This window comes from Streptomyces sp. NPDC050625 (assembly GCF_040654755.1).
Lineage (GTDB): Bacteria > Actinomycetota > Actinomycetes > Streptomycetales > Streptomycetaceae > Streptomyces.
Genome location: NZ_JBFAIQ010000003.1, coordinates 426,620 through 449,055, shown reverse-complemented (window position 1 = coordinate 449,055; position 22,436 = coordinate 426,620). Strand labels below are relative to the sequence as shown.

Sequence of the window (22,436 nt, the reverse complement as noted above, 5' to 3'; positions counted from 1 at the left end):
GCGCGATGATGGAGGGGTTCCGCCTCCGATTTCCGCCCGGAAAGGTCGCCCATGGCACCGCGCATCCTGCTGGCCAGGCACGGACAGACCGAGTGGTCGCTGTCCGGCAAGCACACCGGCAGGACCGATGTGCCGCTCCTGGACGAGGGGCGGCGGGGTGCCAAGCTCCTCGGCGAGCGGCTGCACCGGGCGCCGTTCGACGGGCTGCCCGGCGTCGAGGTGCGCACCAGCCCGCTGGCACGCGCGCGTGAGACGTGCGAACTCGCCGGGTTCGGCGGGCGCGCGGAGGTCTGGGACACGCTCATGGAGTGGGACTACGGCGCTTATGAGGGCATGACCCCCGACGACATCCAGGCCGTCCGGCCGGGCTGGCTCATCTGGCGCGACGGCGTGCCCGAGGGCGAGACCCTCGCCGAGGTGACCGCGCGGGCGGACGAGGTGGTCGCCTGGGCCCGGTCCGCCGACCGCGACGTCCTGGTCTTCGCCCACGGGCACATCCTTCGCTCCATAGGCGCGAGATGGCTCGGCCTGCCCCTGGACTTCGCGGCCCGCATCCGCCTCAACCCCACGTCCCTGTCGATCCTGGGCTGGGCCTACGGAGCCCCGGCCCTCGAAAGCTGGAACGACTTGGGCCACCTGACCGAGTAGCTCCCGCCGCCGGTGACCCAGAGCTGCCACTTGCCGACCGCAGACCACCGCCCGACTTCGAAGACCCCGTAAGCGGGGTCCGGCCGCGCGTCGCCCGGCCGGTCACGCTCGTCGTACCCCGGCGGGCGGCCGCCCCGCTTCACACCGAACGTGGCAGTGAGGTGTGCTTCTCCAGGAACTCCGACACCCCCGACGCGCCCCGGTGGGGCAGCAGTACCCGGGCCGTGCCCGCGAGCATCGTCTGGATACGGGAGGACTGGACCTGGTCCAGGAGGTCGAGGACCCGCATTCCGGCCAGTGCCGCCTCGTCGGGGCAGCCCCCGCGCGCGAGGTCGTCGGCGAGTTCGGCGGTGTACAGGGCGATGTTCCGGGTGAAGTGGGGGTCCTGGAGCTGCGCGGCACGGTGGGCGTGCCGGGCGGCGCGCGGCCAGTCGCCCAGCGTCGACCAGCACTGCGCCTCCAGTCCCTCCAGTTCGGCCTCTCCGTAGAAGCTCATCCACTCGGGATCGGCGTCCGAGTGGCCCCGTTCGTAGAGGGCCTGCGCACGGGCCAGCGCCTGTTCGCACCCGGTGCGGTCGGCCAGCCCCGCCCAGCCGCCCGCCTCGCGCAGCGCGAGCAGCGACATCAGGCGGGCGGAGCCCAGTGACCGCCCCGCCCGCTGCGCGGCCTGTGCCGCCCGCACCGCCTCCCGGGGCCGGCCCGCGTCCCGCGCGAGGAACGCCGTGTTGCAGAAGGCGTGCGCCTCCAGGGCGTCGTCGCCGATCATCCGGGCGGTCGCCAGCGCCTCCGCGTAGTGCGAGCGGGCGTCGTCGAAGCGCCCGGAGTCGTGCGCCAGCCAGCCCACCGAGATGGCGAGTTCACCGGCGCCGGAGTGCAGCCTGTCGGCGGTCGTCTGCCGGGTCGTACCGGCGTCGAGCAGCTCGTACGCGGCGCGCAGCGGAGCCGCCGCGCGCCGGTAGAGGCCGTCCGCGCCGTGCCGGTCGTCGAGCAGCCGGATTCTGCGGACAGCTTCCTCAAGGGCTGCCGCCTCCCCGGACCCGGCGCGGCGGCTCGGCCGGCCGGCGGCCGCGGCGTCGATGGTGAGCCCGAACGGGCCCAGCGCGGCGGCCACCGTGGCGCCCCCGCCGGTCATGAATGCGCGACGTAGCACGTCGCTCTCCTCGTGGTTCTCGTGCGTGACGTACGGGTCCTGCGTGTCATACGGCTCGTGGGCCCCCCGCGTCTCACACGTGGCGAACGCCGGGAGCGTGATGCGCGAGGGGGGCTCGTCCTCGGCCGGGCGCGCCCCGCGTCCGCGGACGGACGAGCGGGGCGCGAAGCCTAGGTCGGCGAGCGTGCGGCCAGGGAACATATGCAGGAACACCCGTTCGTACGCATAGTTCGGGCAGCGGATCTCGCCCGCCTCGACCCGGCCGATGTAACGAGCGTCACAGCTGACCCGCTCGCCGATCTCACGGGCGGCCCGCCGCACCAGAGCCGCGAACTCGGCGGGTGACCGCCGGCCGCGCAGCTGCCGGAAGGCGAGATTCGGCCGTGGTGGCCGCTCGGGCTGTGACGAGGTCACGGTTGACGACGCCATGGCCGGGTCCTCTCGTGCGAACCGTCGAACCGCGCCGGATACGGTGCAAAACGGGCTGAGTCGCCCGTACGGCACCCTGGTTCCGGCGGGCACGAACGTACCTGCTGTGTCCGGTCCGCCACGCAGTGTTTAGCTACAAACCGGATATCTCATCCACGATCTGCCATGAACTGCCATCCTTTGCGGCTGACTTGTGCCGTAGCCGTTGACGCCGTGCCGCGTTGGACCTCATGGACTGCAAGCGGGCTGCGTGGTGGAGGCCGGGATGGAGACCAGCCAGATCAACGATCCTTGTACGCACGACGATCCGTGTACGCCGTCGGAACCGGCGTGCGACCTCGTGACGGTGCCGGCCAGACAGGGGCTGGAGGCGGTCGACATCCTGCGGCGGGGGGCCGGGGAGGTGGTGGGGCCCGTACTGCACGACGACGGGTGCGACACGCTCGGCTTCCTCGTGCCGCCGGGCACCGCGGCCGCGTGGGACGTCCCCGGGAGCACGTGCACGGAGACCAACGGCCGCGGACTGAGCCTGAATCCGGAGCCCCCGCTGGAGGGTTCGGACTGGCTGCTGCCTCCCGGTGAGGCCGAGCTCGCGACGGATCCGGTGGAGCTGCGAAGAGCCCTCGGGGAAGCGGCGCGACTGATCGAGGCCGCGGACAGCCGCCGCTGAGGCTCCGCGCGGCACGCCCCGCACCCACCTGCGAAAATGGTGGCGTGGGCAAGTCCAGGAACCAGCGTCGCAGGTCGGCCGCCGTCGAGGCCGTCACCGAGACCGTCGACGGAGGGCTCGCGCAGCTCATACCCGACCCCGACCGGAGCCGGGCCTGGACCCTGCTGATAGACGGCGCCCCGCAGTCGCACGTCGACCTCGACGACCCGTCCTATCTCTTCTTCGAGTACCAGCGGCGGCTCGGACACGTCATCGACCTGGTCGCCCCGCCCGGCCGCCCCGTGCACGCCGTGCACCTCGGCGGTGGCGCCTTCACCCTCGCCCGGTACGTCGCCGCCACCCGCCCCCGCTCCACCCAGCAGGTCGTCGAGCGCGACGCGAGCCTCGTCCAACTGGTCCGCCGGCAACTCCCGTTGGACCCCGGCGCCCGGATCCGGGTGCGCTCGGTGGACGCTCGCGAAGGCTTGGCCAAGGTGCCCGACGGCTGGGCCGACCTGGTCATAGCCGATGTGTTCAGCGCGGCCCGCACACCCGCCCACCTCACCTCGACCGAGTTCCTCGACGAGGTCCGCCGCGCCCTGAACCCCACCGGCGTCTACGCCGCCAACCTCGCCGACGGACCGCCGCTCGCCCATCTGCGCGGCCAGATCGCCACCGCGGCCGCCCGGTTCACCGAACTCGCCCTCGTCGCCGACCCGGCCGTGCTGCGCGGCAAGCGGTTCGGCAACGCGGTCCTCGTCGCCTCCGACCGCCCCCTGCCGCTCGCCGAACTGACCCGCCGGGCCGCCTCCGACCCGCACCCCGGCCGGGTCGAACACGGCCGACAGCTCACCGACTTCACCGGCGGCGCCCTACCCGTGACGGACGAGGCGGCAGTGGCCTCCCCGGCCCCACCGCCCTCGGTGTTCCGCTGACCCGTGACGGTGCCGTCCGTAGGTCAGTAGGTGTTCACCTCCACATGCGGTGGCCCGTCGTGCCAGGTGCAGAACACCGACACCCGGTCCGCGCCCTTGCTGTACTCCACCCGGATCCACGTCTCCGTCTTCCACACCTGCATCGACCAGCCGGTGCCCGGCGTCGCCGAGACGAGCGTCGCGCTGGTCCTGCCCAGGTCGAAGACCGCCCGCCCGCCGGTGGTGTCGTAGCTCTTGACCTGACCGGAGGCGGTGGGGGAGACGGTGGCGTTCGACGCCGGCTTCCGCGAGGGCGCCGGCGAGCCGGTCGCGGACGGCTTGTCCGACGGTGACGCGGAAGCGGCGGGCGGCCGGGACGTCGCGGATGCCAGCGGCTTCGAGCCCTGCGTCGTCGCGTCCGCCGCCGTGATGGGCAGGGCGCGCGGCGGGTCGTACGCCGTGCCCGCCATCACCGTGTGGACGCCCCACCACGACAGCGTGACCGCCGCGCCCGTGGCGAGCGACCAAGCCAGTATGTGTACGAGTCCTCTGCGCATCGTCGGCCATACTGCCTCAGGCGCCCCACGGCGCGCATCCGGCCGGAGTCGACCGAGTCGACCTGAGTCGACCCGAGTTATCCACACGCGGTTGTCCACAGGGCCGGACCTGCGCCGCTCCCATGGCGTACGGTGCGGCGCATGGCAAGTGTGCTCGTGGTCGAGGACGACCAGTTCGTACGCTCGGCGCTCATCCGGCATCTGACCGACGCCTCGCACACCGTGCGCAGCGTCGGTACGGCACTGGAAGCGCTGCGCGAGGTCGCCCATTTCCGATTCGACGTGGTCATCCTTGACCTCGGCCTGCCCGATCTGGACGGCTCCGAGGCGCTGAAGATGCTGCGCGGCATCACCGACGTGCCGGTCATCATCGCCACCGCCCGGGACGACGAGACGGAGGTCGTCCGGCTGTTGAACGCCGGGGCGGACGACTATCTCACCAAGCCGTTCTCCGTCGAGCACCTGTCGGCGCGCATCGCCGCCGTCCTGCGCCGCTCCCGGGCGTCCGCGGCCGACGTCCCGCTGTCGGCCGTCATCCGCGTCGGCGGTCTGACCGTCGACCCCCAGCGCCGCCAGGCCGAACTCGACGGCATCCGGCTCGATCTGACCCGCCGTGAGTTCGACCTCCTGGCCTTCCTGGCCGGTCGCCCCGGCGTCGTCGTCCCGCGCAAGGAACTGCTCGCCGAGGTCTGGCAGCAGTCCTACGGCGACGACCAGACCATCGACGTCCATCTGTCCTGGCTGCGGCGGAAGCTGGGCGAGACGGCGGCACGGCCGCGCTATCTGCACACCCTGCGCGGTGTCGGCGTGAAGCTGGAGCCACCCGGGGAAGCGGAGCCGGCGCGATGAGGTGGGCACTGGTCAAGGTCTGTCTGGCGGTCACCACGATGGTCGTGGTCGCCTTCGCCGTCCCGCTCGGGCTCGTCATCAAGGAGATGGCCCGGGACCGCGCCTTCTCCAACGCCGAGCGGGAGGCCGCGGCGGTCGCCCCCGCCCTGTCCATCACCACCGACCGCGACAAGCTGGAACGGGTGGTCGCCTCGGCGGGCGCCGACGCCGGGATGGCGGTGCACATACCGGCCGTGGACACGGCGGCCGCCGTCGACATCGGCCGGCAGCGCGCCGCGAACCGGGACATCGCTACCGTGCGCCGGCTGGGCCGGGCCTCCACCACCGAGGTGCCGGGCGGCTCCACGCTGCTCCAGCCGGTCGCGCTGAGCTCCGGCGCGATCGCCGTCGTCGAGGTGTACGTCCCCGAGTCCGAGGTCAGCAATGGCGTCGGCACAGCCTGGGGGGTCCTCGCCGTCGTCGGTATCGCGCTGGTCCTCGGCTCGGTCGCGGTCGCCGACCGGCTGGGCGTGCGCATGGTGCAGCCCGCGCAGCGGCTGGTCGAGGGCGCGCACGAACTGGGGGAGGGCAAGCTCGGGGCGCGGGTGCCGGAGGAGGGGCCGAACGAACTGCGGCTGGCGGCAGTGGCGTTCAACTCCATGGCCGACCAGGTCGTCCAACTCCTGGCGAACGAGCGTGAGCTGGCGGCGGACCTGTCCCACCGGCTGCGCACCCCGCTCACCGTCCTGCGGCTGAACACGGCCTCGCTCGGCGAGGGGCCCGCCGCGGAGCAGACCCGGGCCGCGGTCGCCCAGCTGGAGCGCGAGGTCGACACGATCATCCGTACGGCACGGGAGGCCAAGCCGCAGACCGCCGCGGCCGGCCCCGGCACCGGGTGCGACGCGGCCGAAGTGGTCCGGGAGCGGATGGAGTTCTGGTCCGCGCTAGCCGAGGACGAGGGCCGCAAATGGCGGGTGGCCGGGGTCGGGCGGCCGGTGCGGATACCCGTGGCCCGGGCCGACCTGGCCGCCGCGCTCGACGCGCTGCTCGGCAATGTCTTCCGGCACACCGCGGAGGGCACGGCCTTCGCGGTGGACGTGCACAACGGCGAGGACGCGGTGATCGTGCTGGTCTCGGACGCGGGCCCCGGCATACCCGATCCCGAGGCGGCGATGGCCCGCGGCCGCGGCTCCGGCACCGACGGCTCGACCGGCCTCGGTCTGGACATCGTGCGCCGGCTCGCCGAGTCGACGGGCGGGGACGTGCGGATCGGCTCGTCCGTCCTCGGCGGCACCGAGGTGCGCATCTGGATCCAGCTGGACGGGCGGGAACCGGTGCGCAGGGGACACCGGGGGGCCGTGCGCCGCCGCCGTTCCGGAAAATTGGTCTCGACCTTTAACCGGTCCCGATCCCTTCCTTAAGCGCACCCTAAGATCCTCAACCGCCGTCCCTATCAAGCCGTTTGTCCGAATCCCTGCCGCTAGCGTCTGCCGCACCTCACCCCACGGAACAGTGAAGGCAGGCACGAGGATGAGCATCCACCGGCGCAGGATCAGTGGCAGGAACAAGGCGATCGGCGGTCTGGTGGCCGCGGCCGTGGTCGGCGGCGGAGCGGTCATGTTCAGCGGTATCGCCCAGGCCGCGGGTGTCGGCGCCGCGTACACCAAGACCAGCGACTGGTCGACGGGTTACACCGCGCAGTACGTCGTCACGAACAACAGCGGCCAGACGGAGAAGGACTGGACGCTGGAGTTCGACCTGCCGGCCGGCGCGAAGCTCAGCTCCCTGTGGAACGGCGAGTCGAGCGTGAGCGGGCAGCACGTCACCGTTAAGCCCCCCAAGTGGGACACGGACGGCCTGGCGCCCGGCAAGTCGGTCACCGTCGGCTTCGTGGTCAACGGCACCGGCGACCCGTCCGGTTGCCGTATCGACAACGCGAAGTGTTCCGCCGACGACACCGCGACGCCGGAGCCGACCGGCCGCCCGACGCAGTCACCGACGCCCACGCACAGCACAACCCCCGCCCCCACTCCCACCCCGACGGCAACGCCCTCCCCGTCCCAGACCACCGGCACCGGCACGACCACCTCCGCCGCCTTCGCCCCCTACGTCGACACCTCCCTCTACCCGGCCTTCGACCTGGTGGCGAGCGCGAACGCGACCGGCGTGAAGAACTACAACCTCGCCTTCATCACGGACGGCGGCGGCTGCACGCCCAAGTGGGGCGGGGTGACGGACCTGGCGAGCGACGGCGTGGCCAACCAGATCGGCGCCCTGCGCGCCAAGGGCGGCGACGTCCGCGTCTCCTTCGGCGGCGCCTCCGGCTCCGAACTGGCGACGACCTGCTCCTCGGCGGACGCGCTGGCGACGGCGTACGGCAAGGCCGTGGACGCGTACAAGCTCACCAAGGTCGACTTCGACGTGGAGGGCGGCGCGCTGCCCAACACGGCGGCGAACACCCAGCGCGCCAAGGCGATAGCGAAGCTCCAGGCTCAGCACCCGAACCTGGACGTCTCCTTCACCCTCCCGGTGATGCCCGAGGGCCTCACCCAGGACGGCGTGAACCTCCTGTCCAACGCCAAGTCCAACGGCGTGAAGATCAGCACGGTCAACATCATGGCGATGGACTACGGCCCCGCCTACAGCGGCGACATGGGCACCTACGCCGAACAGGCCGCCACCGCCACCCAGGCCCAGGTCAAGAGCGTGCTGGAGCTCTCCGACAGCGCGGCCTGGAAGACGGTCGCCGTGACCCCGATGATCGGCGTCAACGACGTCTCCTCCGAGATCTTCAAGGTCGACGACGCCACCCAACTGGTCAACTTCGCCAAGTCCAAGGGCATCGGCTGGCTGTCGATGTGGTCGGCAACCCGCGACAAGCAGTGCGAAGGCGGCCCCAAGCCCACCGCGGACGCAACCTGCAGCTCCATCACCCAGGACAAGTCAGCCTTCTCGAAGGCCTTCGGGGCGATCGGCTGACGGGCAGTCCACAGCTTCATCGGGATCCTCAACGGGGCCGGAACGACACTGTTCCGGCCCCTGGCCATTCTTGACGAAGCCACAGGACTGACATGGCATAGGCCAGCAGCACATTCACCCATTTGACTGAACCCACCCGGCAACGGTCACTGCGACGCTGTCATCCGCCTACGTTCAGTCACATGGTCAGTTCAGCGCACGAGGCGATGCACCAGATCTTCCGGGAGGATCCGGGCCTGTTAGCCCGAGCCCTCCCCCGGGCGGGCATCCCCTTCCCCGAGCCCACGGCGATCCAGCCCCTGGACACGGATCTCACCGAGATCCGACCGCTGGCGCGCCGTGTGGACACCCTCTTCCGGGTCGACACGGCCGATGACGGCGGCTTCCTGCTCGCCATCGAGTCCCAGGGCAAGCCGGACCCGGACAAGCTGAGCAGTTGGACGTACTACTTGGCGCACTTGTACGCCAAGTACCAACTGCCTCCGGTCCTGCTGGTGGTCTGCCGGGACAAGGCCACCGCGTCCTGGGCGGCGGAACCCGTCCGGGTCGGCCCGCCCATCCACACCAGCATGGTGGTCTTCCCGCTCGTCCTGGGGCCGGGCAATGTTCCCGCGGTCACCGACCCGGACGAGGCGGCCGATGACCTCGCCCTCGCCGTCTTCTCCGCGCTCGCTCACGCCAAGGATCCGGGCCTTCCTGCGATACTGGACGCGCTGGCTGCGGCAGTGTCCGACGCCAGCGGCGAGACCGCGAAGGGTTGGGCGGAATTCACCGAAATCGGCCTGGGTGAAACCCCGGCCCGTCAACTGTGGAGGAACCTGATGACCGCATACGCCTCACGTTTCCCCGGCCGCGGCACGCTCATCGAGGAAACCCTCATCGAGGGCCGCGCGGAGGGGCGTGTGGAGGGCCGCGCGGAGGGGCGCGCAGAGGGGCGCGCGGAGGGCCGCGCCGAAGATATCCTCCGTATCCTCGACCGGCGTGGCATCGAGGTCCCCGAGGCGGTTCGGGAGCGGGTCACCGCTTGCACCGACCTGGACATCCTGGGCACATGGTTCGACCGTGCGCTCACCGTCGTAAGTGCCGAAGAACTGTTCGCGGAGACGTGACCGATGGCCAGATACACCTCACGTTTCCCCGGCCGCGGCACGCTCATCGAGGAAACCTTTATCAAGGGCCGCGCGCAGGCTCGCGCGGAGGGCCGCGCCGAAGACATCCTCCGTATTCTCGACCGGCGTGGCATCGAGGTCCCCGAGGCGGTTCGGGAGCGGATCACCACCGGCACCGACCTGGACATCCTGAACACCTGGTTCGACCGCGCCATCACCGTCGTATGTGTCGAGGAGCTGTTCGTGGAGACGTGACCGGCAGTGATGGAGAGAAGGGTCTCGCGGAGTCGGACTCCGCGGGGCCCTTCCCTCTGCTCGGGCCGGGCGGGCGCGGCACTCCTCTCCAGGTGCCGCGCCCGGTTCATGAGGTGTCAGGCCGAGGGCTCCAGCGGCGGCAGGGAGCCCGTTCGGGCCGCCCGGGCGTACCAGCGTGCGCTCGACTTCGGGGTCCGGGCCAGCGTCGCGTAGTCCACGTACACCGCGCCGAAGCGCTTCCCGTAGCCGTACGCCCACTCGAAGTTGTCCATCAGGGACCACAGGTAGTAGCCGCGCACGTCCGCGCCGTCCGTGATGGCGCGGCGGACCGCCGACAGATGGCCGTGCAGATAGGCGATGCGCTCGGGGTCGTGGACACGGCCGTCCGGGTCGGGCTTGTCGTCGTAGGCCGCGCCGTTCTCGGTGACGTACAGGGGCAGGCCTGGCACCTCACGCGAGTAGCGCATGATCAGGTCGTGCAGACCCGTCGGGTCGATCGTCCAGCCCATCTCCGTGCGCTCGCCCGGCGTCTGGTGGAAGGCCACGTCGTCCGCGCCCGGCCAGGGGGAGTGCTCGCTCGCGCCGTGTCCGTCCGCGCGCCGGCCGGACGTGTCCGCCGACTCGACGTCAGAGACCAGCGTCGGGGTGTAGTAGTTCAGGCCCAGCGCGTCCAGCGGCTGGTTGATGGTCCGCAGGTCACCGTCGAGGACGTACGACCAGTCGGTGATCTGGGCCGTCGCCTCGAACAGGGTCTGCGGGTAGGCACCGTGGAGCATTGGGCCGTGGAAGACGCCGTTGGCCAGGTCGTCGATCTTCCGGCCGGCGGCCAGGTCCGCCGGGTCCTGGGAAACCGTGCGCACCACCGAGGAGTTGAGGCTCACCGCGACCGAGTTGCGCGCCGGCATCACCGAGCGGAGGGCCGAAGCGCCCAGCCCGTGGGCCAGGTTGAGGTGGTGCGCGGCCCTCAGCGCGGCCGCCGGCTCGGTACGGCCCGGGGCGTGCACACCCGAGCCGTACCCCAGGAAGGCGCTGCACCACGGCTCGTTGAGCGTGATCCACTGTTCCACCCGGTCGCCGAGCGCCTCGCCGACGATCTGCGCGTACTCGGCGAACCGGTGAGCCGTGTCCCGCTCCGGCCAGCCGCCCGCCTCCTCCAGCTCCTGCGGCAGGTCCCAGTGGTAGAGAGTGATCGCGGGCCGGATGCCATGGGCGAGGAGCTCGTCCACCAGACGCCGGTAGAAGTCCAGGCCCACCTGCACCGCGGGCCCCCGGCCCGTCGGCTGCACCCGCGACCAGGAGACCGAGAACCGGTACGCGTTCAGGCCCAGCTCCGCCATCAGCGCCACGTCGTCGCGGTAGCGGTGGTAGTGGTCGACAGCGATGTCACCGGTCTCACCTGCGGCGGTCCTGCCCGGCGTATGACTGAAGGTGTCCCAGATCGAGGGTGTGCGGCCGTCCTCCCGCACCGCCCCCTCGATCTGGTACGCGGAGGTCGCGGCGCCCCAGAGGAAGGCGGGTGGAAAGGTCACGGAGGTAATGGGCTCAGTCATGGAAGCGCTCCCATAGGGGGTCGTGGAGACCGACAGGTGGGTGGGGGAAGGAGAGGGGAAGGGGAAGGAAGAGGAAGGGGAAGGGGAAGGGGAAGGAGAAGGGGGGATGTGGGGGGCGGAGCGGCATTGGTCCGGCCCCCCGGGGCCTTCGGAACGGGTCGGGCGGGGCTCAGCCCTTGATCGCGCCCTGCATGATCCCGCCCACGATCTGCTTGCCGAACAGAAGGAAGGCGATGAGCAGCGGCAGCGTCCCGAGCAGCGCGCCCGCCATGATGACCGCCTGGTCCGGGACATAGCCGGTACCGAGCGCGTTCAGCGCGACCTGCACGGTCGGGTTCTGCTGGTTCAGGGCGATGATCGGCCACAGGAAGTCGTTCCAGGCGAACACGAAGGTCAGCAGGCCGAGTACGGCCATCGCCGGCCGTGCCGCGGGGAACACGACGTGCCACACGATCCGGATGCTGCTGGCCCCGTCCACCCGGGCCGCCTCGATCAGTTCGGACGGCAGCGCCTGCACCAGGTACTGCCGCATGAAGAACGTGCCGAACGCGGTCACCAGGCTCGGCAGGATCACCGTCTGCAGCTGGTTCGACCAGCCCAGGTCCGACATCCACAGATACAGCGGTACGACGGCCAGCTGCGGCGGGATCATCATCGTGCCGATGGTCAGCAGCAACAGGACGCCCGAGAACCGGAACCGCAGCTTGGCGAAGGCGAACCCGGCGAGCGTGGAGAACAGCACCGTGGAGATGGTGATCGCGCCCGCGACGAGCGTGGAGTTGAACATCGCGGTGCCGAGCCCCGCCTGGTCCCAGGCGGCCTGGAGGTTCTTGAACAGATTGCCGCCGAACCACAGCGGCGGCGGCGTCTCGGCCAGCCTGCGGTCGGTGCGCGAGGCGGCCACCGCCGTCCACACCAGCGGCGCGAGCGAGATGAGCGCGAACACGACCAGCACGACATAGGTGACCGGACCGGCGTGCAACTGCTTGCCCGCGCCCATCACCCGGCGGCGCCCGGGCCCGCGGTCGGAGGTGCCCTTCGCCGCCTGCGGAATCGTCAGTTCACTGGTCGTCATTGGGTCTTCCTCAGACGTCGGGTGAGCACCAGATTGATCACGGCGATGATCAGCAGGATCAGGAACATCGACCAGGCGATCGCGGACGCCTTGCCGAGGTTGCCGATGATCCAGCCCTGGTCGTACATGTACAGGCCGAGCGTCTGGTACTGGTGCTCGGAGCCGCCCTTCGAACCGCTGACCCCGCCGAACAGCAGCGGCTCACCGAAGAGCTGGGTCGCGCCGATGGTGGACACGACCACCGTGAACAGGATCGTCGGCCGCAGCTGCGGGACGGTGACGTGCCGGAACTGCTGCCAGCGGTTGGCGCCGTCGAGCGCCGCCGACTCGTACAGGTCGACCGGGATCGCCTGCATCGCCGCCAGATAGATCAGCGCGTTGTAGCCGGTCCACCGCCAGATCACGATCGAGGACACCGCGAACTGCGAACCCCAGTCCGACTCGCGCCAGTTGACCGGATCGACCCCGAAGAAGTGCAGTACCCAGTTGACCATGCCGCCGTCCCAGGAGTACAGCAGCGTGAAGACCAGGGTCGCCGCGGCCACCGAGGTGGCGTACGGGGTGAGCATCACGACCCGCCACACGGTCGAGCCGCGCAGCTTGTAGTTGAGCAGATGCGCCAGCCAGATCGCCGCGACCAGCTGCGGCACCGTGGAGATCAGGCCGATGGAGAAGGTGTTCTGCAGGGCGTTCCAGAAGAAGTCCGAGGACAACAGGTTCTTGTAGTTGTCCAGGCCCGCCCAGGTCTGGTGGTCCAGCGAGGACAGCTGCACGTCGTGCAGCGAGTACCAGGCCGTGTACAGCAGCGGGACCAGCGAGAAGGCCCCGAAGAGGACGAAGAAGGGGGCGACGAACGCGTACGGCGACGCCTTCATGTCCCAGCGGTACAGCCGGCTGCGCCAGGAGTCGGCGCCCGCCGGCCCACCGCGACCGTGAGCGCCCCGGGCCGCGCCCGGCTGGGAGCCGGACGCGGCGTCGGCGCTCGACGCGGGCTGCGCGAGAGCCTGCTTGGGGCTGGTCACTGGCCGAGCACGTCCTTGATCTCCTTGGTGGCGGCGTCCCAGCCCTGGGCCGGGGACTTGCCCTTCTGCTCCACCTGGAGGATGCCGACGTCGGTCAGCGCGGTGTTGATCGGCTGGTCCTTGATGCCGAAGTACTGGACCGGGATGGTCTTGGCCGAGTCGGCGAAGATCTGCGTGATCGGCGCGTCGGAGAAGTACGAGGTCGTGTCCGCGGCCGGCTTCAGGCCGGCGTACGCCGACGGGGTCGACGGGAAGCTGGCCTGCTTGGCGAAGACCTTGGCCTGCTGCTCGGGCGCGGTCAGCCACTTGGCCAGGGCGATGGCCTCCTTCTGGTGCTTGCCCGCCGTCGGCACGCCGAGGAAGGAGCCGCCCCAGTTGGCCGCGGTCGGCGCGGCCGCCACGTCCCAGTTGCCCTTGCCGGAGTCACCGGACTTCTGCTCGATGTAGCCGATCATCCAGGCCGGGCAGGCCACCGTGGCGAAGGTGCCATTGGCGTAGCCCTGGTCCCACGGCTTGTCGAACTGCTTCAGCTTGGCCGACATGTCGCTGGTCGCCACGGTCATCGCGACGTCCCAGGCCTTCTTCACGCCGTCGGACTTGTCCCAGATGACGTTGCCGTCCTTGTCGTAGTACCGCTCGCTGCCGCCGCCGAGGGCCGCGTTGTAGACCGAGGAGGCGGAGTCCACGAACTTGGTGCCCTTGGGCGCCTTCTTCATGTACTCCTTGCCCAGGTCGACGTACTTGGCCCAGTCGCCCTTCCACTGCGCGGCGAGCTTGGTCCGGTCGGTCTCCAGGCCGGCCTTCTTGAACAGGTCCTTGCGGTAGCAGATCGCCATCGGGCCGACGTCCGTGCCGAGCCCGATCGTCTTGCCGTCCTTGGTGGTGGCCTGGGACAGCTTCCAGTCCAGCCACTGGGACTTGTCGACCTCCTTGCCGAGGTCCACGAACTTGTTCGCCTGCGTCTGCACGGCCTCGGTGATGTTGCCGACCTCGATCGCCTGGATGTCGTCGGTGCCGGAACCGGCCTGCAGCCGGGTCAGGACCTTCGGCCAGTACACATCGGTACGGGTGGTGACGTTCTCCTTGATGGTGATGTCCGGGTGGAGCTTCATGTACTCGTCGTAGAGGCCGGCCTGCTTGTAGCCGAAGACGCCGAAGGTCCCGATGGTCAGTGTGGTCTTGCCCTTGCCACTGCCGTTGCCGCCGTTGTCCGAATTGGACGAGCCGTCGTCCGAGTCGTTGGCGCAGCCGGCCAGCAGTCCCGTGGCCAGCGCGGCGACGGCCGCGAGGGCCACCACCCTGTGGGACCGGCGGGTACTCGTGCGCATTGCGTCCTCCTGTTGCCTGACGTGCCGACCCCCCGGCCAACTGCACTGGTTGGGCCCGTTCGTACTCGCTGCGGCTCGGGCGGGGAACGTGCGGGATGTGTATGTGTCAGGTACTGTGGGAGCGCTCCCACAGGTGATGAGTTGAAGAGTCGTCGGTCCGGGGCGGGGTGTCAAGGGAGCGGACGAGGAGCGCTGCGTTCAGTTATCGGGCTGTTAGCTAACTTCGGTCGGCGGCCGAAGGGCAGACGAGGTCAGGACAATACGCGCGCCCGGCGTTCGCGGGGGAGGCTCCCGGGGTCGGCACGAGGCCCGCGCCCGGCGGCGGTCACCCCGGCGCACGGGACTGTTAGATTCCAGGCCAGCGACATGAACGTCGAGGGAGGCGGGGTCCATGGCAAGCCACGGAACACGGGGGCGCAGCGGTGGTCGGCCCACCCTCGAAGAGGTCGCCGCCCGCGCCGGCGTCGGCCGCGGCACGGTCTCCCGGGTGATCAACGGCTCTCCCCGGGTCAGCGAAGCCACCCGCGCGGCCGTCGAGGCGGCGGTCGAGGAACTCGGATACGTCCCGAACACCGCGGCCCGCGCCCTGGCCGCCAACCGCACGGACGCGATCGCCCTGGTCGTCCCCGAGCCGGAGACCCGGTTCTTCGCGGAGCCGTACTTCTCGGACATGCTGCGCGGTGTCGGCGCCGAACTGGCCGACACCGAGATGCAGTTGCTGCTGATCTTCGCCGGCAGCGACCGGGAGCGGCAGAGGCTCGCCCAGTATCTGGCCGCGCACCGGGTGGACGGCGTCCTGCTGGTCTCGGTCCACGCGGACGACCCGCTCCCGGATCTGCTGTCCCAGCTGGAGATCCCCGCGGTGATCAGCGGCCCCCGCTCGGCGCGGGAGACGCTGACCTCGGTGGACTCGGACAACTACGGCGGCGGCCGCTCGGCCGTCGAGCACCTGCTCGCCGGCGGCCGCCGTACGATCGCCCACATCACGGGCCGCCTGGACGTGTACGGCGCCCAGCGGCGCGTGGACGGCTACCGTGACGCCCTGCGCGACGCGGGCCACGAGGTCGACGAACGGCTCATCGAGCCCGGCGACTTCACCGAGGAGGGCGGCCGCCGCGCGATGACGAACCTCCTCGCGCGCACCCCCGGCCTGGACGCGGTCTTCGCCGGCTCGGACGTGACGGCGGCCGGCGCCCGCCAGGTGCTGCGCGAGAGGGGCCGCCGCATCCCCGAGGACGTGGCCCTGGTCGGGTACGACGACTCGGCGATCGCCCGCCACATGGACCCGCCGCTCACCAGCGTCCGCCAGCCGATCGTGGAGATGGGCCGCGCGATGCTGGACCTGCTCCTGACGGAGATCGCGGACCGCCGCCCGGCCGCGTCCCGGGGGCTGGAGCGCCGCCACCTGGTGCTGCCGACGGAACTGGTGACGCGTACCTCGTCCTAGGAGGGCACCGCCCGGACACGGGCAAACGAATCAGCCGGTGACCCGTCTTACGACAAGGTCACCGGCTGATTACTCAGGGTGAGTGACGGGACTCGAACCCGCGACATCCTGGACCACAACCAGGTGCTCTACCAGCTGAGCTACACCCACCACGACCGGCGGTTCACTTGGTGGTTTCCCCGACCGGCCGAGAAAAAGTGTACAGGGTCCGAAGGGGTGCTCGCGCACGGCTTTTCGCGGTGGCGCCCCGCGGCCCCCGAGGGCGCCTACTGCGCAGGCAGGACGTGCTTTCCGGCGATGGCCCTGGCGGTCTCCGAGTCCGGTCCGGGCTGCGGTACGAAGATCGCCTCCCGGTAGTACCTGAGCTCCGCGATGGACTCGCGGATGTCGGCGAGCGCCCGGTGGTTGCCGTTCTTCTCCGGGCTGTTGAAGTAGGCGCGCGGGTACCAGCGGCGGGCGAGCTCCTTGATGCTGGAGACGTCCACGATCCGGTAGTGGAGGTAGTCCTCCAGAGTCGGCATGTCCCGCAGCAGGAAGCCGCGGTCCGTACCGACGGAGTTGCCGCACAGCGGGGCCTTGCCCGGTTCCTTGACGTGCTCGCGTACATACGCCAGGACCTGCTCCTCGGCCTCGACCAGCGTCGTGCCGCCGGCCAGTTCGTCGAGCAGACCGGAGGTGGTGTGCATCTGCCGCACCACGTCCGGCATGGTCTCCAGGGCCTTGGCGGGCGGGCGGATCACGATGTCCACCCCCTCGCCGAGTACGTTCAGCTCGGAGTCGGTGACCAGCGCGGCCACCTCGATGAGCGCGTCGTCGGACAGCGAGAGACCGGTCATCTCGCAGTCGATCCACACCATGCGATCGTTCATGTGTCTAACCTTACGGCGCGTATCCGCTCCACGGGCCTGCCGTGCAAGGGGTTGCTGTGGCGTGGGACGAGTCATGGTGCCGGTGTGACGTCCGGGAACCAGAAAATGGGCCCGAGGAAACGGGCACTAGGAAACGGGGACGAGGAAACGGGAACGAGAAAAGAGGAAGGGGCCGGGCTCGTCCCGGACCCCTTCCCATACGCTCAGCTACCGCTTCTCGGCCCCGGCAGGCTCGCCGACAGACCCAGTGCGGCCGTGCGCCGTGTCTGCATCGGCACCGCGCTCTCCGGATGCAGCAGCGCGGGCGCCGGTCCCACCGGCCCGGGCGGCAGTGCGCTCGTCGGTCCGGCCGGAGGCATCGTGGGCTCGCCCTCGCCCGGTTTGTCGCCCTGCGGCCGGCGCGCCCGGTACGCGGCGCGGTACGCCGCGGGGGACGAGCCCAGCTGGCGGCGGAAGTGGCCGCGCAGGGCCACCGGCGAGCGGAAGCCGCAGCGGCCCGCGACCTCGTCGACCGAGTAGTCCGACGTCTCCAGCAGACGCTGCGCCTGCAGCACCCGCTGGGTGATCAGCCACTGGAGCGGGGCGCTGCCGGTGAGCGAGCGGAAACGTCGGTCGAACGTCCGCCTGCTCATGTACGCGCGTGCCGCCAGCGTCTCCACGTCGAACTGCTCGTGCAGGTGCTCCAGCGCCCAGGCGACGACCTCCGCGAGCGGGTCGGCGCCGATCTCCTCGGGTAAAGACCGATCGAGGTAGCGCTCCTGACCGCCGCTCCGGCGCGGCGGGACCACCAGCCGGCGGGCCAGCGCGCCGGCCGCCTCGTTGCCGTGGTCGCTGCGCACGATGTGCAGACACAGGTCGATTCCGGCCGCGGTGCCCGCCGACGTGAGGACGTCCCCGTCGTCGACGAACAGCTCACGCGGATCGACATGCACCGACGGATAGCGCTTGGCCAGCGTCGGCGCGTACATCCAGTGCGTGGTCGCCGGGCGCCCGTCCAGCAGGCCGGCGGCGGCCAGCACGAAGGCGCCCGTGCACAGCCCGACGATGCGGGCCCCCTCCTCGTGGGCCCGGCGCAGCGAGTCCAGCGCCTCCTCCGGTGGTGGAGAGGTGATCGAGCGCCAGGCCGGCACCACGACGGTGCCCGCCCGTGAGATCGCCTCCAGGCCGTGCGGCGCGGTGAGTTCGAGGCCCCCTGTGGTCCGCAGCGGGCCTTCCTCACCTCCGCACACCAGCAGTCGGTAGCGTGGCACTCCGGCGTCCTGGCGGTCGATACCGAACACCGAAAGCGGTATGGAGCTCTCGAAAATGGGGCCGCCGCTGAACAGCAGCACCGCGACGATCTCCTTGCGGCGTCGCCCGGAAAGCCTCCGGGCCGCGGCTTCCGGCGCGGCAGTGGAGTCGTGGCTCATCCTGCTAAGCCCCCCTCGGTGGTCGCGGCTCCTCGGTTGTGTCGCTCCTGCACGTTTCCCCTCGGTCCTGCACGAGTCCCCCGCCGTAAAGAAAGTCAAGATCGAATCTACTGGGTCCCGCGCGGTCGCGGTGACCCAGGTAGACACTCGGCACATTGTCGACATGACAACTTGGCGTGAAGCATTCGATCACGAAGCGTTGCACTCGTGGGCCGTGCGGGGAAGTGCGCCTCGTCGCAGTGGCCAAAGCACGTAGGGTGCGCAGGGCCTCCTGGACCCTTTCCGTGCAGGTGGAACGGGGGTTGGGGGGCGGTTGGGGCACCTCTTGCACAGTGTCCAGAAGTTGGCTGAAAAGATACGTCGGTGTGCGCGGAAACCGGTCAGTCGACCGGTGTATTCGACTTACTGTGACGTCCGCCTCTGTGGGACGCACAGCGTTCGGAGTGACGCAGCAGGAAACGGCAGGCACCGGTGAGGGCGGCGAGGCCGAGCGCGGTGCCGGTCGCGCCGGCGAGCGAGGTGCCGTACCAGAGAAGCACCACCGGGACGAGGACGCAGCTGAAGACCGCCCAGCGGACCAGTTCGCTCACGGTGTCCGGCGCGGGACGCGGTTCGGTGGTGGGGCGCGGTCCGGACATGTCGCTCTCCCTGCGGCTCCCCGGACGGTGCCCGGGTGGTGACTCAATGGAGTCAACGCGCGTTCGATCCGTCGGTCACCGCGTGTACCCGTCGGACGGAGCGCAGTTGTTTGAATCCTGTGCAAACCGCCTGTACGGGGCAGCAACCATTGCGTTACGGGCGCGGCTCGTGCATGCTCCGGTGAACCCCTACCGGGCTTCGAGGGACCCCCTACGGAGCGTGCACGGGCTCTGGGCTAAGGAGGCGTGCCGCCGTACCCTTGGGGGTATGGGGTTGGGAAGATGTTTCCCGGACACGGCTCCGCCGCACACTGTCGTCCCACCCACGAGGATCTAAACGCCGAGACACTCATGGCCGGTCACGAATTCTTCGAACACGCGGACCGCAAGCGGAACGTCGCCGACCCCACGGCGCACGAGCCCCTGGCGGCGGAAGAGTCACGCCCATCCTGCGACCCAGCTTTCAAGCACGGCGTGGTCGTCGGCTTCGACGGCTCCATGTCGAGCGAGCGCGCCCTGGCCTACGCGATCGGGATGGCCCATCGCTCCGGGTCGGGTCTGATCATCGTTCATGTCGCCAACCGGCTGCCCACCACGGTGTGGGCCGGCTGCGAGCCACCCGTCTTCGTCGACGTACCGGACCACCGCACCGAGGTGCTGGGGCTGGAACTCGCCTGTGCGGACTATCTGTCCGAGGTGCCGTGGATCCTCGTCGAGCGCGGTGGTGACATCTGCCACGAACTCGAAGAGGTCGGGCGGGAGTACGAGGCCGACGCGATCGTCGTCGGGTCCACCCACGGCATCGTCGGCCGGATCTTCGGCTCCGTCGCCGGACGGCTCGCCAAGCGGGCGAAGCGGCCCGTGGTGGTCATTCCGTAACCGCTTCACGCACCGTCAACTCCCTTTGCGCAGTGCCTGAATCTACTCGCGCGTAGATGTTGTTTGTGCCCTTGTGAAGGGCATATATCGGTCACCGCACAACTGCACATGCATGAAGGGAGCCCGCCGTGGACAACCACGTCTCCGCGGGAAGCACCACCGTCATCGGTCGACTCGCCCTCGGAATCACCCTGTTGGCGTTCGGAATCGGATACACCGATGTGATCGACGGCGTGACGGCGACCGACGCCGTCTCACTGGCCCACTACGTAGGCGGCGTTGCACTCTTCGTCGCCGGTCTGCTGGCGTTCCGCGACCGCGACAACGCCACCGGTACGGCCTTCTCGGCGCTCGGCGCACTCTGGTTCACCTGGGCGGTCTCGGCCGGGAACCAGATGTCCGACAACGCCGCCGGGCTCTTCCTGCTCCTGTTCGCCCTAGTGGCACTCTCGTTGACCCTCGCGGGCGGTGACATGCTCGGTCAGGGCATGCACGGGCTGCTGTTCCTGTCGATGCTCGTCCTGGCCGTGGCCCGGTTCGCGGACAGTTCGGCTCTCACCAAGGTCGGTGGCTGGGTAGGCGTGGCCGCGGGTGCGGTGGCGTGGTACGCGGCGACCGCGGCGCTTGCCCACTGGCCGACCGCACTGCCTAGGCGCGCTGCCGGCCGGGGAGTGACGGCCACCGGCTGATTCGGCAGCCATGCCGGGGAGTTGGGCGTCCCCGGCGATATATGAGCGGACCCCCCGTGATTGGTGGCAACACGAGGGGTCCGTTCTGTGTGTCTTGCCTGTGCAGGTGCGTGGGGGCTGGTCGCGCAGTTCCCCGCGCCCCTGGGTCGGCTATTCCACCGTCACCGACTTCGCCAGGTTCCTCGGCTTGTCGATGTCCCTGCCCAGGATCTTTGCCGTGTGGTAGGCGAGGAGCTGGAGGGGGATGCCCATCAGGATCGGGTCGAGTTCGTCCTCGTTCTTCGGGACGACGATCGTCCTGTCGGCCTTCTCCTGCCCCTGGTGGGCCACCGCGAGGATCTTGCCGCTGCGGGCCTTGATCTCCTCCAGGGCCGCGCGGTTCTTCTCCAGCAGGTCGTCGTCCGGGACGATCGCGACCGTCGGCAGGGCGGGCTCGATCAGGGCGAGCGGGCCGTGCTTCAGCTCGGAGGCCGGGTAGGCCTCGGCGTGGATGTAGGTGATCTCCTTGAGCTTCAGGGAGGCCTCGCGGGCCACCGGGTAACCCCGGACGCGGCCGATGAAGAGCATCGAGCGGGCCTCGGCGTACTCCTCGGCCAGCTGCTTGACCTCGTCCTCCTGCTTGAGGATCTCGGAGATCTGCGCCGGCAGCTTCCGCAGGCCCTCGATGATCCGCTTGCCGTCGCTGACCGAGAGGTCACGGGTGCGGCCGAGGTGCAGGGCGAGCAGGGCGAAGGCGACGGTGGTGTTGGTGAAGCACTTCGTGGAGACCACGCAGACCTCGGGGCCGGCGTGGACATAGATGCCGCCGTCCGCCTCGCGGGCGATCGCCGAGCCGACCACGTTGACCACGCCGAGCACCCGGGCACCCTTGCGCTTCAGCTCCTGGACGGCGGCCAGCACGTCGTAGGTCTCACCGGACTGCGACACCGCGATGTACAGCGTGTCGGGGTCCACCACCGCATTGCGGTAGCGGAACTCGGAGGCGGGCTCGGCGTCCGCGGGGATGCGGGCGAGCTCCTCGATCAGCTGGGCGCCGATCATGCCCGCGTGGTACGAGGTGCCGCAGCCGAGGATCTTCACCCGGCGGATCCGGCGTGCCTCGCGGGCGTCCAGGTTCAGGCCGCCGAGGTGCACGGTGGAGAAGCGGTCGTCGATGCGGCCGCGCAGCACGCGGTCCACGGCGTCGGCCTGCTCGTGGATCTCCTTGTGCATGTAGGTGTCGTGGCCGCCCATGTCGTAGGAGGCGGCCTCCCACTCCACGGTGGTCGGCTCGGCGGTGGTGCGGGTGCCCTCGGTGGTGTAGGTGCGGAAGTCGTCGGCCTTGAGGGTGGCCATCTCGCCGTCGTCGAGCGTGACTATCTGGCGGGTGTGGGTGACCAGCGCGGCGATGTCCGATGCGACGAACATCTCCTTCTCGCCGATGCCGAGGACGACCGGGGAGCCGTTTCGAGCCACCACGATGCGGTCCGAGAAGTCGGCGTGCATCACGGCGATGCCGTACGTGCCCTCCACGACCCGGAGCGCCTGGCGGACCTTCTCCTCCAGGGACTCCGCCTGGGAGCGGGCGATCAGATGGACGAGGACCTCGGTGTCGGTCTCGGAGAGGAACTCGACGCCGTCCGCCTCCAGCTTGCGGCGCAGGTCGGCGGCGTTGTCGATGATGCCGTTGTGCACGACGGCGACCTTCTGGTCGGCCGACATGTGCGGGTGGGCGTTCACGTCGGACGGGGCGCCGTGGGTGGCCCAGCGGGTGTGGGCGATACCGGTGGTGCCCTTGAAGCGCGCCGGGACCTTGGCCTCCAGGTCGCGGACCCGACCCTTGGCCTTGACCATCTTCAGGCCGGCCGTCTTCGGGGAGGTGACGACGATGCCCGCGGAGTCGTATCCGCGGTACTCCAGGCGCTGCAGGCCCTCCAGGAGCAGCGGGGCCACGTCACGCTTCCCGATGTATCCGACAATTCCGCACATATATAGGTATCCCTCAGCCTGTCGTTCTGTTGTTCCGGCTGGTT

The 22,436-nt window shown here is 70.1% G+C and carries 21 protein-coding genes and 1 tRNA gene; 11 read left to right on the top strand and 11 right to left on the bottom strand.

The window, feature by feature from the left end:
• Nucleotides 1–51 precede the first annotated feature (51 nt).
• Nucleotides 52–648 (top strand): histidine phosphatase family protein, encoded by a 597-nt coding sequence (locus AB0I54_RS09485; RefSeq protein WP_363295335.1) that lies wholly within the window; start codon nucleotides 52–54, stop codon nucleotides 646–648.
• Nucleotides 649–787: 139 nt separating this feature from the next.
• Here AB0I54_RS09485 and AB0I54_RS09480 read toward each other — a convergent pair whose 3' ends face one another.
• Complete coding sequence (locus tag AB0I54_RS09480) at nucleotides 788–2,227, bottom strand: hypothetical protein (protein WP_363295334.1); 1,440 nt, start codon at nucleotides 2,225–2,227, stop codon at nucleotides 788–790.
• Between the two features lie 265 nt (nucleotides 2,228–2,492).
• Between AB0I54_RS09480 and AB0I54_RS09475 the strand changes: the two genes are divergently transcribed.
• Together AB0I54_RS09475 and AB0I54_RS09470 are read left to right on the top strand one after the other, a co-directional pair.
• Nucleotides 2,493–2,897: a hypothetical protein gene (locus AB0I54_RS09475; RefSeq protein WP_363295333.1), complete on the top strand. Its 405-nt coding sequence runs from the start codon at nucleotides 2,493–2,495 to the stop codon at nucleotides 2,895–2,897.
• A gap of 44 nt (nucleotides 2,898–2,941) precedes the next feature.
• Nucleotides 2,942–3,811, top strand: a complete 870-nt coding sequence (locus AB0I54_RS09470) for a fused MFS/spermidine synthase (RefSeq protein ID WP_363295332.1) — start codon at nucleotides 2,942–2,944, stop codon at nucleotides 3,809–3,811.
• Between the two features lie 23 nt (nucleotides 3,812–3,834).
• Here the strand turns inward: AB0I54_RS09470 and AB0I54_RS09465 are convergent, their stop codons facing one another.
• Nucleotides 3,835–4,347: a hypothetical protein gene (locus tag AB0I54_RS09465; RefSeq protein ID WP_363295331.1), complete on the bottom strand. Its 513-nt coding sequence runs from the start codon at nucleotides 4,345–4,347 to the stop codon at nucleotides 3,835–3,837.
• 141 nt (nucleotides 4,348–4,488) lie between these two features.
• On the opposite strand from AB0I54_RS09465, the gene AB0I54_RS09460 reads away from it, so the two are divergent.
• The 5 genes from AB0I54_RS09460 (at nucleotide 4,489) to AB0I54_RS09440 (ending at nucleotide 9,518) form a co-directional block, all read left to right on the top strand.
• Nucleotides 4,489–5,196, top strand: a complete 708-nt coding sequence (locus tag AB0I54_RS09460) for a response regulator transcription factor (protein WP_363295330.1) — start codon at nucleotides 4,489–4,491, stop codon at nucleotides 5,194–5,196.
• Entirely contained in the window at nucleotides 5,193–6,596 is a 1,404-nt protein-coding gene (locus tag AB0I54_RS09455) for a HAMP domain-containing sensor histidine kinase (protein ID WP_363295329.1), read from the top strand. The genes AB0I54_RS09460 and AB0I54_RS09455 overlap by 4 nt, the downstream gene beginning before the upstream one ends.
• Nucleotides 6,597–6,705: 109 nt before the next feature.
• Entirely contained in the window at nucleotides 6,706–8,154 is a 1,449-nt protein-coding gene (locus AB0I54_RS09450; protein ID WP_363295328.1) for a cellulose binding domain-containing protein, read from the top strand.
• 182 nt (nucleotides 8,155–8,336) lie between these two features.
• Nucleotides 8,337–9,263, top strand: a complete 927-nt coding sequence (locus AB0I54_RS09445) for a hypothetical protein (RefSeq protein ID WP_363295327.1) — start codon at nucleotides 8,337–8,339, stop codon at nucleotides 9,261–9,263.
• Nucleotides 9,264–9,266: 3 nt separating this feature from the next.
• On the top strand, nucleotides 9,267–9,518 hold the full coding sequence (locus AB0I54_RS09440) for a hypothetical protein (protein ID WP_363295326.1): 252 nt from the start codon (nucleotides 9,267–9,269) through the stop codon (nucleotides 9,516–9,518).
• Nucleotides 9,519–9,634: 116 nt separating this feature from the next.
• Here the strand turns inward: AB0I54_RS09440 and AB0I54_RS09435 are convergent, their stop codons facing one another.
• From AB0I54_RS09435 to AB0I54_RS09420, 4 genes are all read right to left on the bottom strand, one after another.
• Nucleotides 9,635–11,068, bottom strand: a complete 1,434-nt coding sequence (locus AB0I54_RS09435; RefSeq protein ID WP_363295325.1) for a GH1 family beta-glucosidase — start codon at nucleotides 11,066–11,068, stop codon at nucleotides 9,635–9,637.
• A gap of 169 nt (nucleotides 11,069–11,237) precedes the next feature.
• The gene (locus tag AB0I54_RS09430; protein ID WP_363295324.1) at nucleotides 11,238–12,143 is read right to left on the bottom strand and encodes a carbohydrate ABC transporter permease; all 906 of its coding nucleotides are present in this window, start codon (nucleotides 12,141–12,143) and stop codon (nucleotides 11,238–11,240) included.
• Nucleotides 12,140–13,165 (bottom strand): sugar ABC transporter permease, encoded by a 1,026-nt coding sequence (locus AB0I54_RS09425; RefSeq protein WP_363295323.1) that lies wholly within the window; start codon nucleotides 13,163–13,165, stop codon nucleotides 12,140–12,142. The genes AB0I54_RS09430 and AB0I54_RS09425 overlap by 4 nt, the downstream gene beginning before the upstream one ends.
• Nucleotides 13,162–14,493 (bottom strand): ABC transporter substrate-binding protein, encoded by a 1,332-nt coding sequence (locus tag AB0I54_RS09420; RefSeq protein ID WP_363295322.1) that lies wholly within the window; start codon nucleotides 14,491–14,493, stop codon nucleotides 13,162–13,164. Before AB0I54_RS09420 ends, AB0I54_RS09425 begins: the two co-directional genes overlap by 4 nt.
• Nucleotides 14,494–14,884: 391 nt before the next feature.
• On the opposite strand from AB0I54_RS09420, the gene AB0I54_RS09415 reads away from it, so the two are divergent.
• Nucleotides 14,885–15,940: a LacI family DNA-binding transcriptional regulator gene (locus tag AB0I54_RS09415; protein WP_363295321.1), complete on the top strand. Its 1,056-nt coding sequence runs from the start codon at nucleotides 14,885–14,887 to the stop codon at nucleotides 15,938–15,940.
• Nucleotides 15,941–16,017: 77 nt separating this feature from the next.
• Here the strand turns inward: AB0I54_RS09415 and AB0I54_RS09410 are convergent.
• The 4 genes from AB0I54_RS09410 to AB0I54_RS09395 all read right to left on the bottom strand — a co-directional run bounded on the left by AB0I54_RS09410 (nucleotide 16,018) and on the right by AB0I54_RS09395 (nucleotide 18,856).
• Nucleotides 16,018–16,090 (bottom strand) — tRNA-His (locus AB0I54_RS09410).
• Between the two features lie 116 nt (nucleotides 16,091–16,206).
• Nucleotides 16,207–16,809, bottom strand: coding sequence for an oligoribonuclease (orn, locus tag AB0I54_RS09405; RefSeq protein ID WP_363295320.1), 603 nt, complete (start codon nucleotides 16,807–16,809; stop codon nucleotides 16,207–16,209).
• Between the two features lie 203 nt (nucleotides 16,810–17,012).
• The gene (locus AB0I54_RS09400) at nucleotides 17,013–18,218 is read right to left on the bottom strand and encodes a helix-turn-helix domain-containing protein (protein ID WP_363295319.1); all 1,206 of its coding nucleotides are present in this window, start codon (nucleotides 18,216–18,218) and stop codon (nucleotides 17,013–17,015) included.
• A 380-nt stretch (nucleotides 18,219–18,598) separates the two neighbouring features.
• On the bottom strand, nucleotides 18,599–18,856 hold the full coding sequence (locus AB0I54_RS09395; RefSeq protein WP_363295318.1) for a hypothetical protein: 258 nt from the start codon (nucleotides 18,854–18,856) through the stop codon (nucleotides 18,599–18,601).
• Nucleotides 18,857–19,207: 351 nt separating this feature from the next.
• Here AB0I54_RS09395 and AB0I54_RS09390 point away from each other — a divergent pair, with 351 nt between their 5' ends.
• Nucleotides 19,208–19,735, top strand: coding sequence for a universal stress protein (locus AB0I54_RS09390; RefSeq protein WP_363295317.1), 528 nt, complete (start codon nucleotides 19,208–19,210; stop codon nucleotides 19,733–19,735).
• 128 nt (nucleotides 19,736–19,863) lie between these two features.
• Nucleotides 19,864–20,424 carry a GPR1/FUN34/YaaH family transporter gene (locus tag AB0I54_RS09385; RefSeq protein ID WP_363295316.1) on the top strand — a complete coding sequence of 187 codons (561 nt, stop codon included), beginning with the start codon at nucleotides 19,864–19,866 and terminating at the stop codon, nucleotides 20,422–20,424.
• Nucleotides 20,425–20,574: 150 nt separating this feature from the next.
• On the opposite strand, the gene glmS is transcribed toward AB0I54_RS09385, so the two are convergent.
• The gene (gene glmS / locus AB0I54_RS09380) at nucleotides 20,575–22,392 is read right to left on the bottom strand and encodes a glutamine--fructose-6-phosphate transaminase (isomerizing) (RefSeq protein ID WP_363295315.1); all 1,818 of its coding nucleotides are present in this window, start codon (nucleotides 22,390–22,392) and stop codon (nucleotides 20,575–20,577) included.
• Nucleotides 22,393–22,436 lie beyond the last annotated feature (44 nt).

Coding starts and splice junctions, on each gene's coding strand:
- AB0I54_RS09415 (WP_363295321.1), top strand. CDS start 14,885: ATGGCAAGCCACGGAACACGGGGGCGCAGCGGTGGTCGGCCCACCCTC.
- AB0I54_RS09480 (WP_363295334.1), bottom strand. CDS start 2,227: ATGGCGTCGTCAACCGTGACCTCGTCACAGCCCGAGCGGCCACCACGG.
- AB0I54_RS09440 (WP_363295326.1), top strand. CDS start 9,267: ATGGCCAGATACACCTCACGTTTCCCCGGCCGCGGCACGCTCATCGAG.
- AB0I54_RS09475 (WP_363295333.1), top strand. CDS start 2,493: ATGGAGACCAGCCAGATCAACGATCCTTGTACGCACGACGATCCGTGT.
- AB0I54_RS09390 (WP_363295317.1), top strand. CDS start 19,208: ATGGCCGGTCACGAATTCTTCGAACACGCGGACCGCAAGCGGAACGTC.
- glmS (WP_363295315.1), bottom strand. CDS start 22,392: ATGTGCGGAATTGTCGGATACATCGGGAAGCGTGACGTGGCCCCGCTG.
- AB0I54_RS09400 (WP_363295319.1), bottom strand. CDS start 18,218: ATGAGCCACGACTCCACTGCCGCGCCGGAAGCCGCGGCCCGGAGGCTT.
- AB0I54_RS09420 (WP_363295322.1), bottom strand. CDS start 14,493: ATGCGCACGAGTACCCGCCGGTCCCACAGGGTGGTGGCCCTCGCGGCC.
- AB0I54_RS09485 (WP_363295335.1), top strand. CDS start 52: ATGGCACCGCGCATCCTGCTGGCCAGGCACGGACAGACCGAGTGGTCG.
- AB0I54_RS09450 (WP_363295328.1), top strand. CDS start 6,706: ATGAGCATCCACCGGCGCAGGATCAGTGGCAGGAACAAGGCGATCGGC.
- AB0I54_RS09395 (WP_363295318.1), bottom strand. CDS start 18,856: ATGTCCGGACCGCGCCCCACCACCGAACCGCGTCCCGCGCCGGACACC.
- AB0I54_RS09435 (WP_363295325.1), bottom strand. CDS start 11,068: ATGACTGAGCCCATTACCTCCGTGACCTTTCCACCCGCCTTCCTCTGG.
- AB0I54_RS09445 (WP_363295327.1), top strand. CDS start 8,337: ATGGTCAGTTCAGCGCACGAGGCGATGCACCAGATCTTCCGGGAGGAT.
- orn (WP_363295320.1), bottom strand. CDS start 16,809: ATGAACGATCGCATGGTGTGGATCGACTGCGAGATGACCGGTCTCTCG.
- AB0I54_RS09460 (WP_363295330.1), top strand. CDS start 4,489: ATGGCAAGTGTGCTCGTGGTCGAGGACGACCAGTTCGTACGCTCGGCG.
- AB0I54_RS09465 (WP_363295331.1), bottom strand. CDS start 4,347: ATGCGCAGAGGACTCGTACACATACTGGCTTGGTCGCTCGCCACGGGC.
- AB0I54_RS09430 (WP_363295324.1), bottom strand. CDS start 12,143: ATGACGACCAGTGAACTGACGATTCCGCAGGCGGCGAAGGGCACCTCC.
- AB0I54_RS09455 (WP_363295329.1), top strand. CDS start 5,193: ATGAGGTGGGCACTGGTCAAGGTCTGTCTGGCGGTCACCACGATGGTC.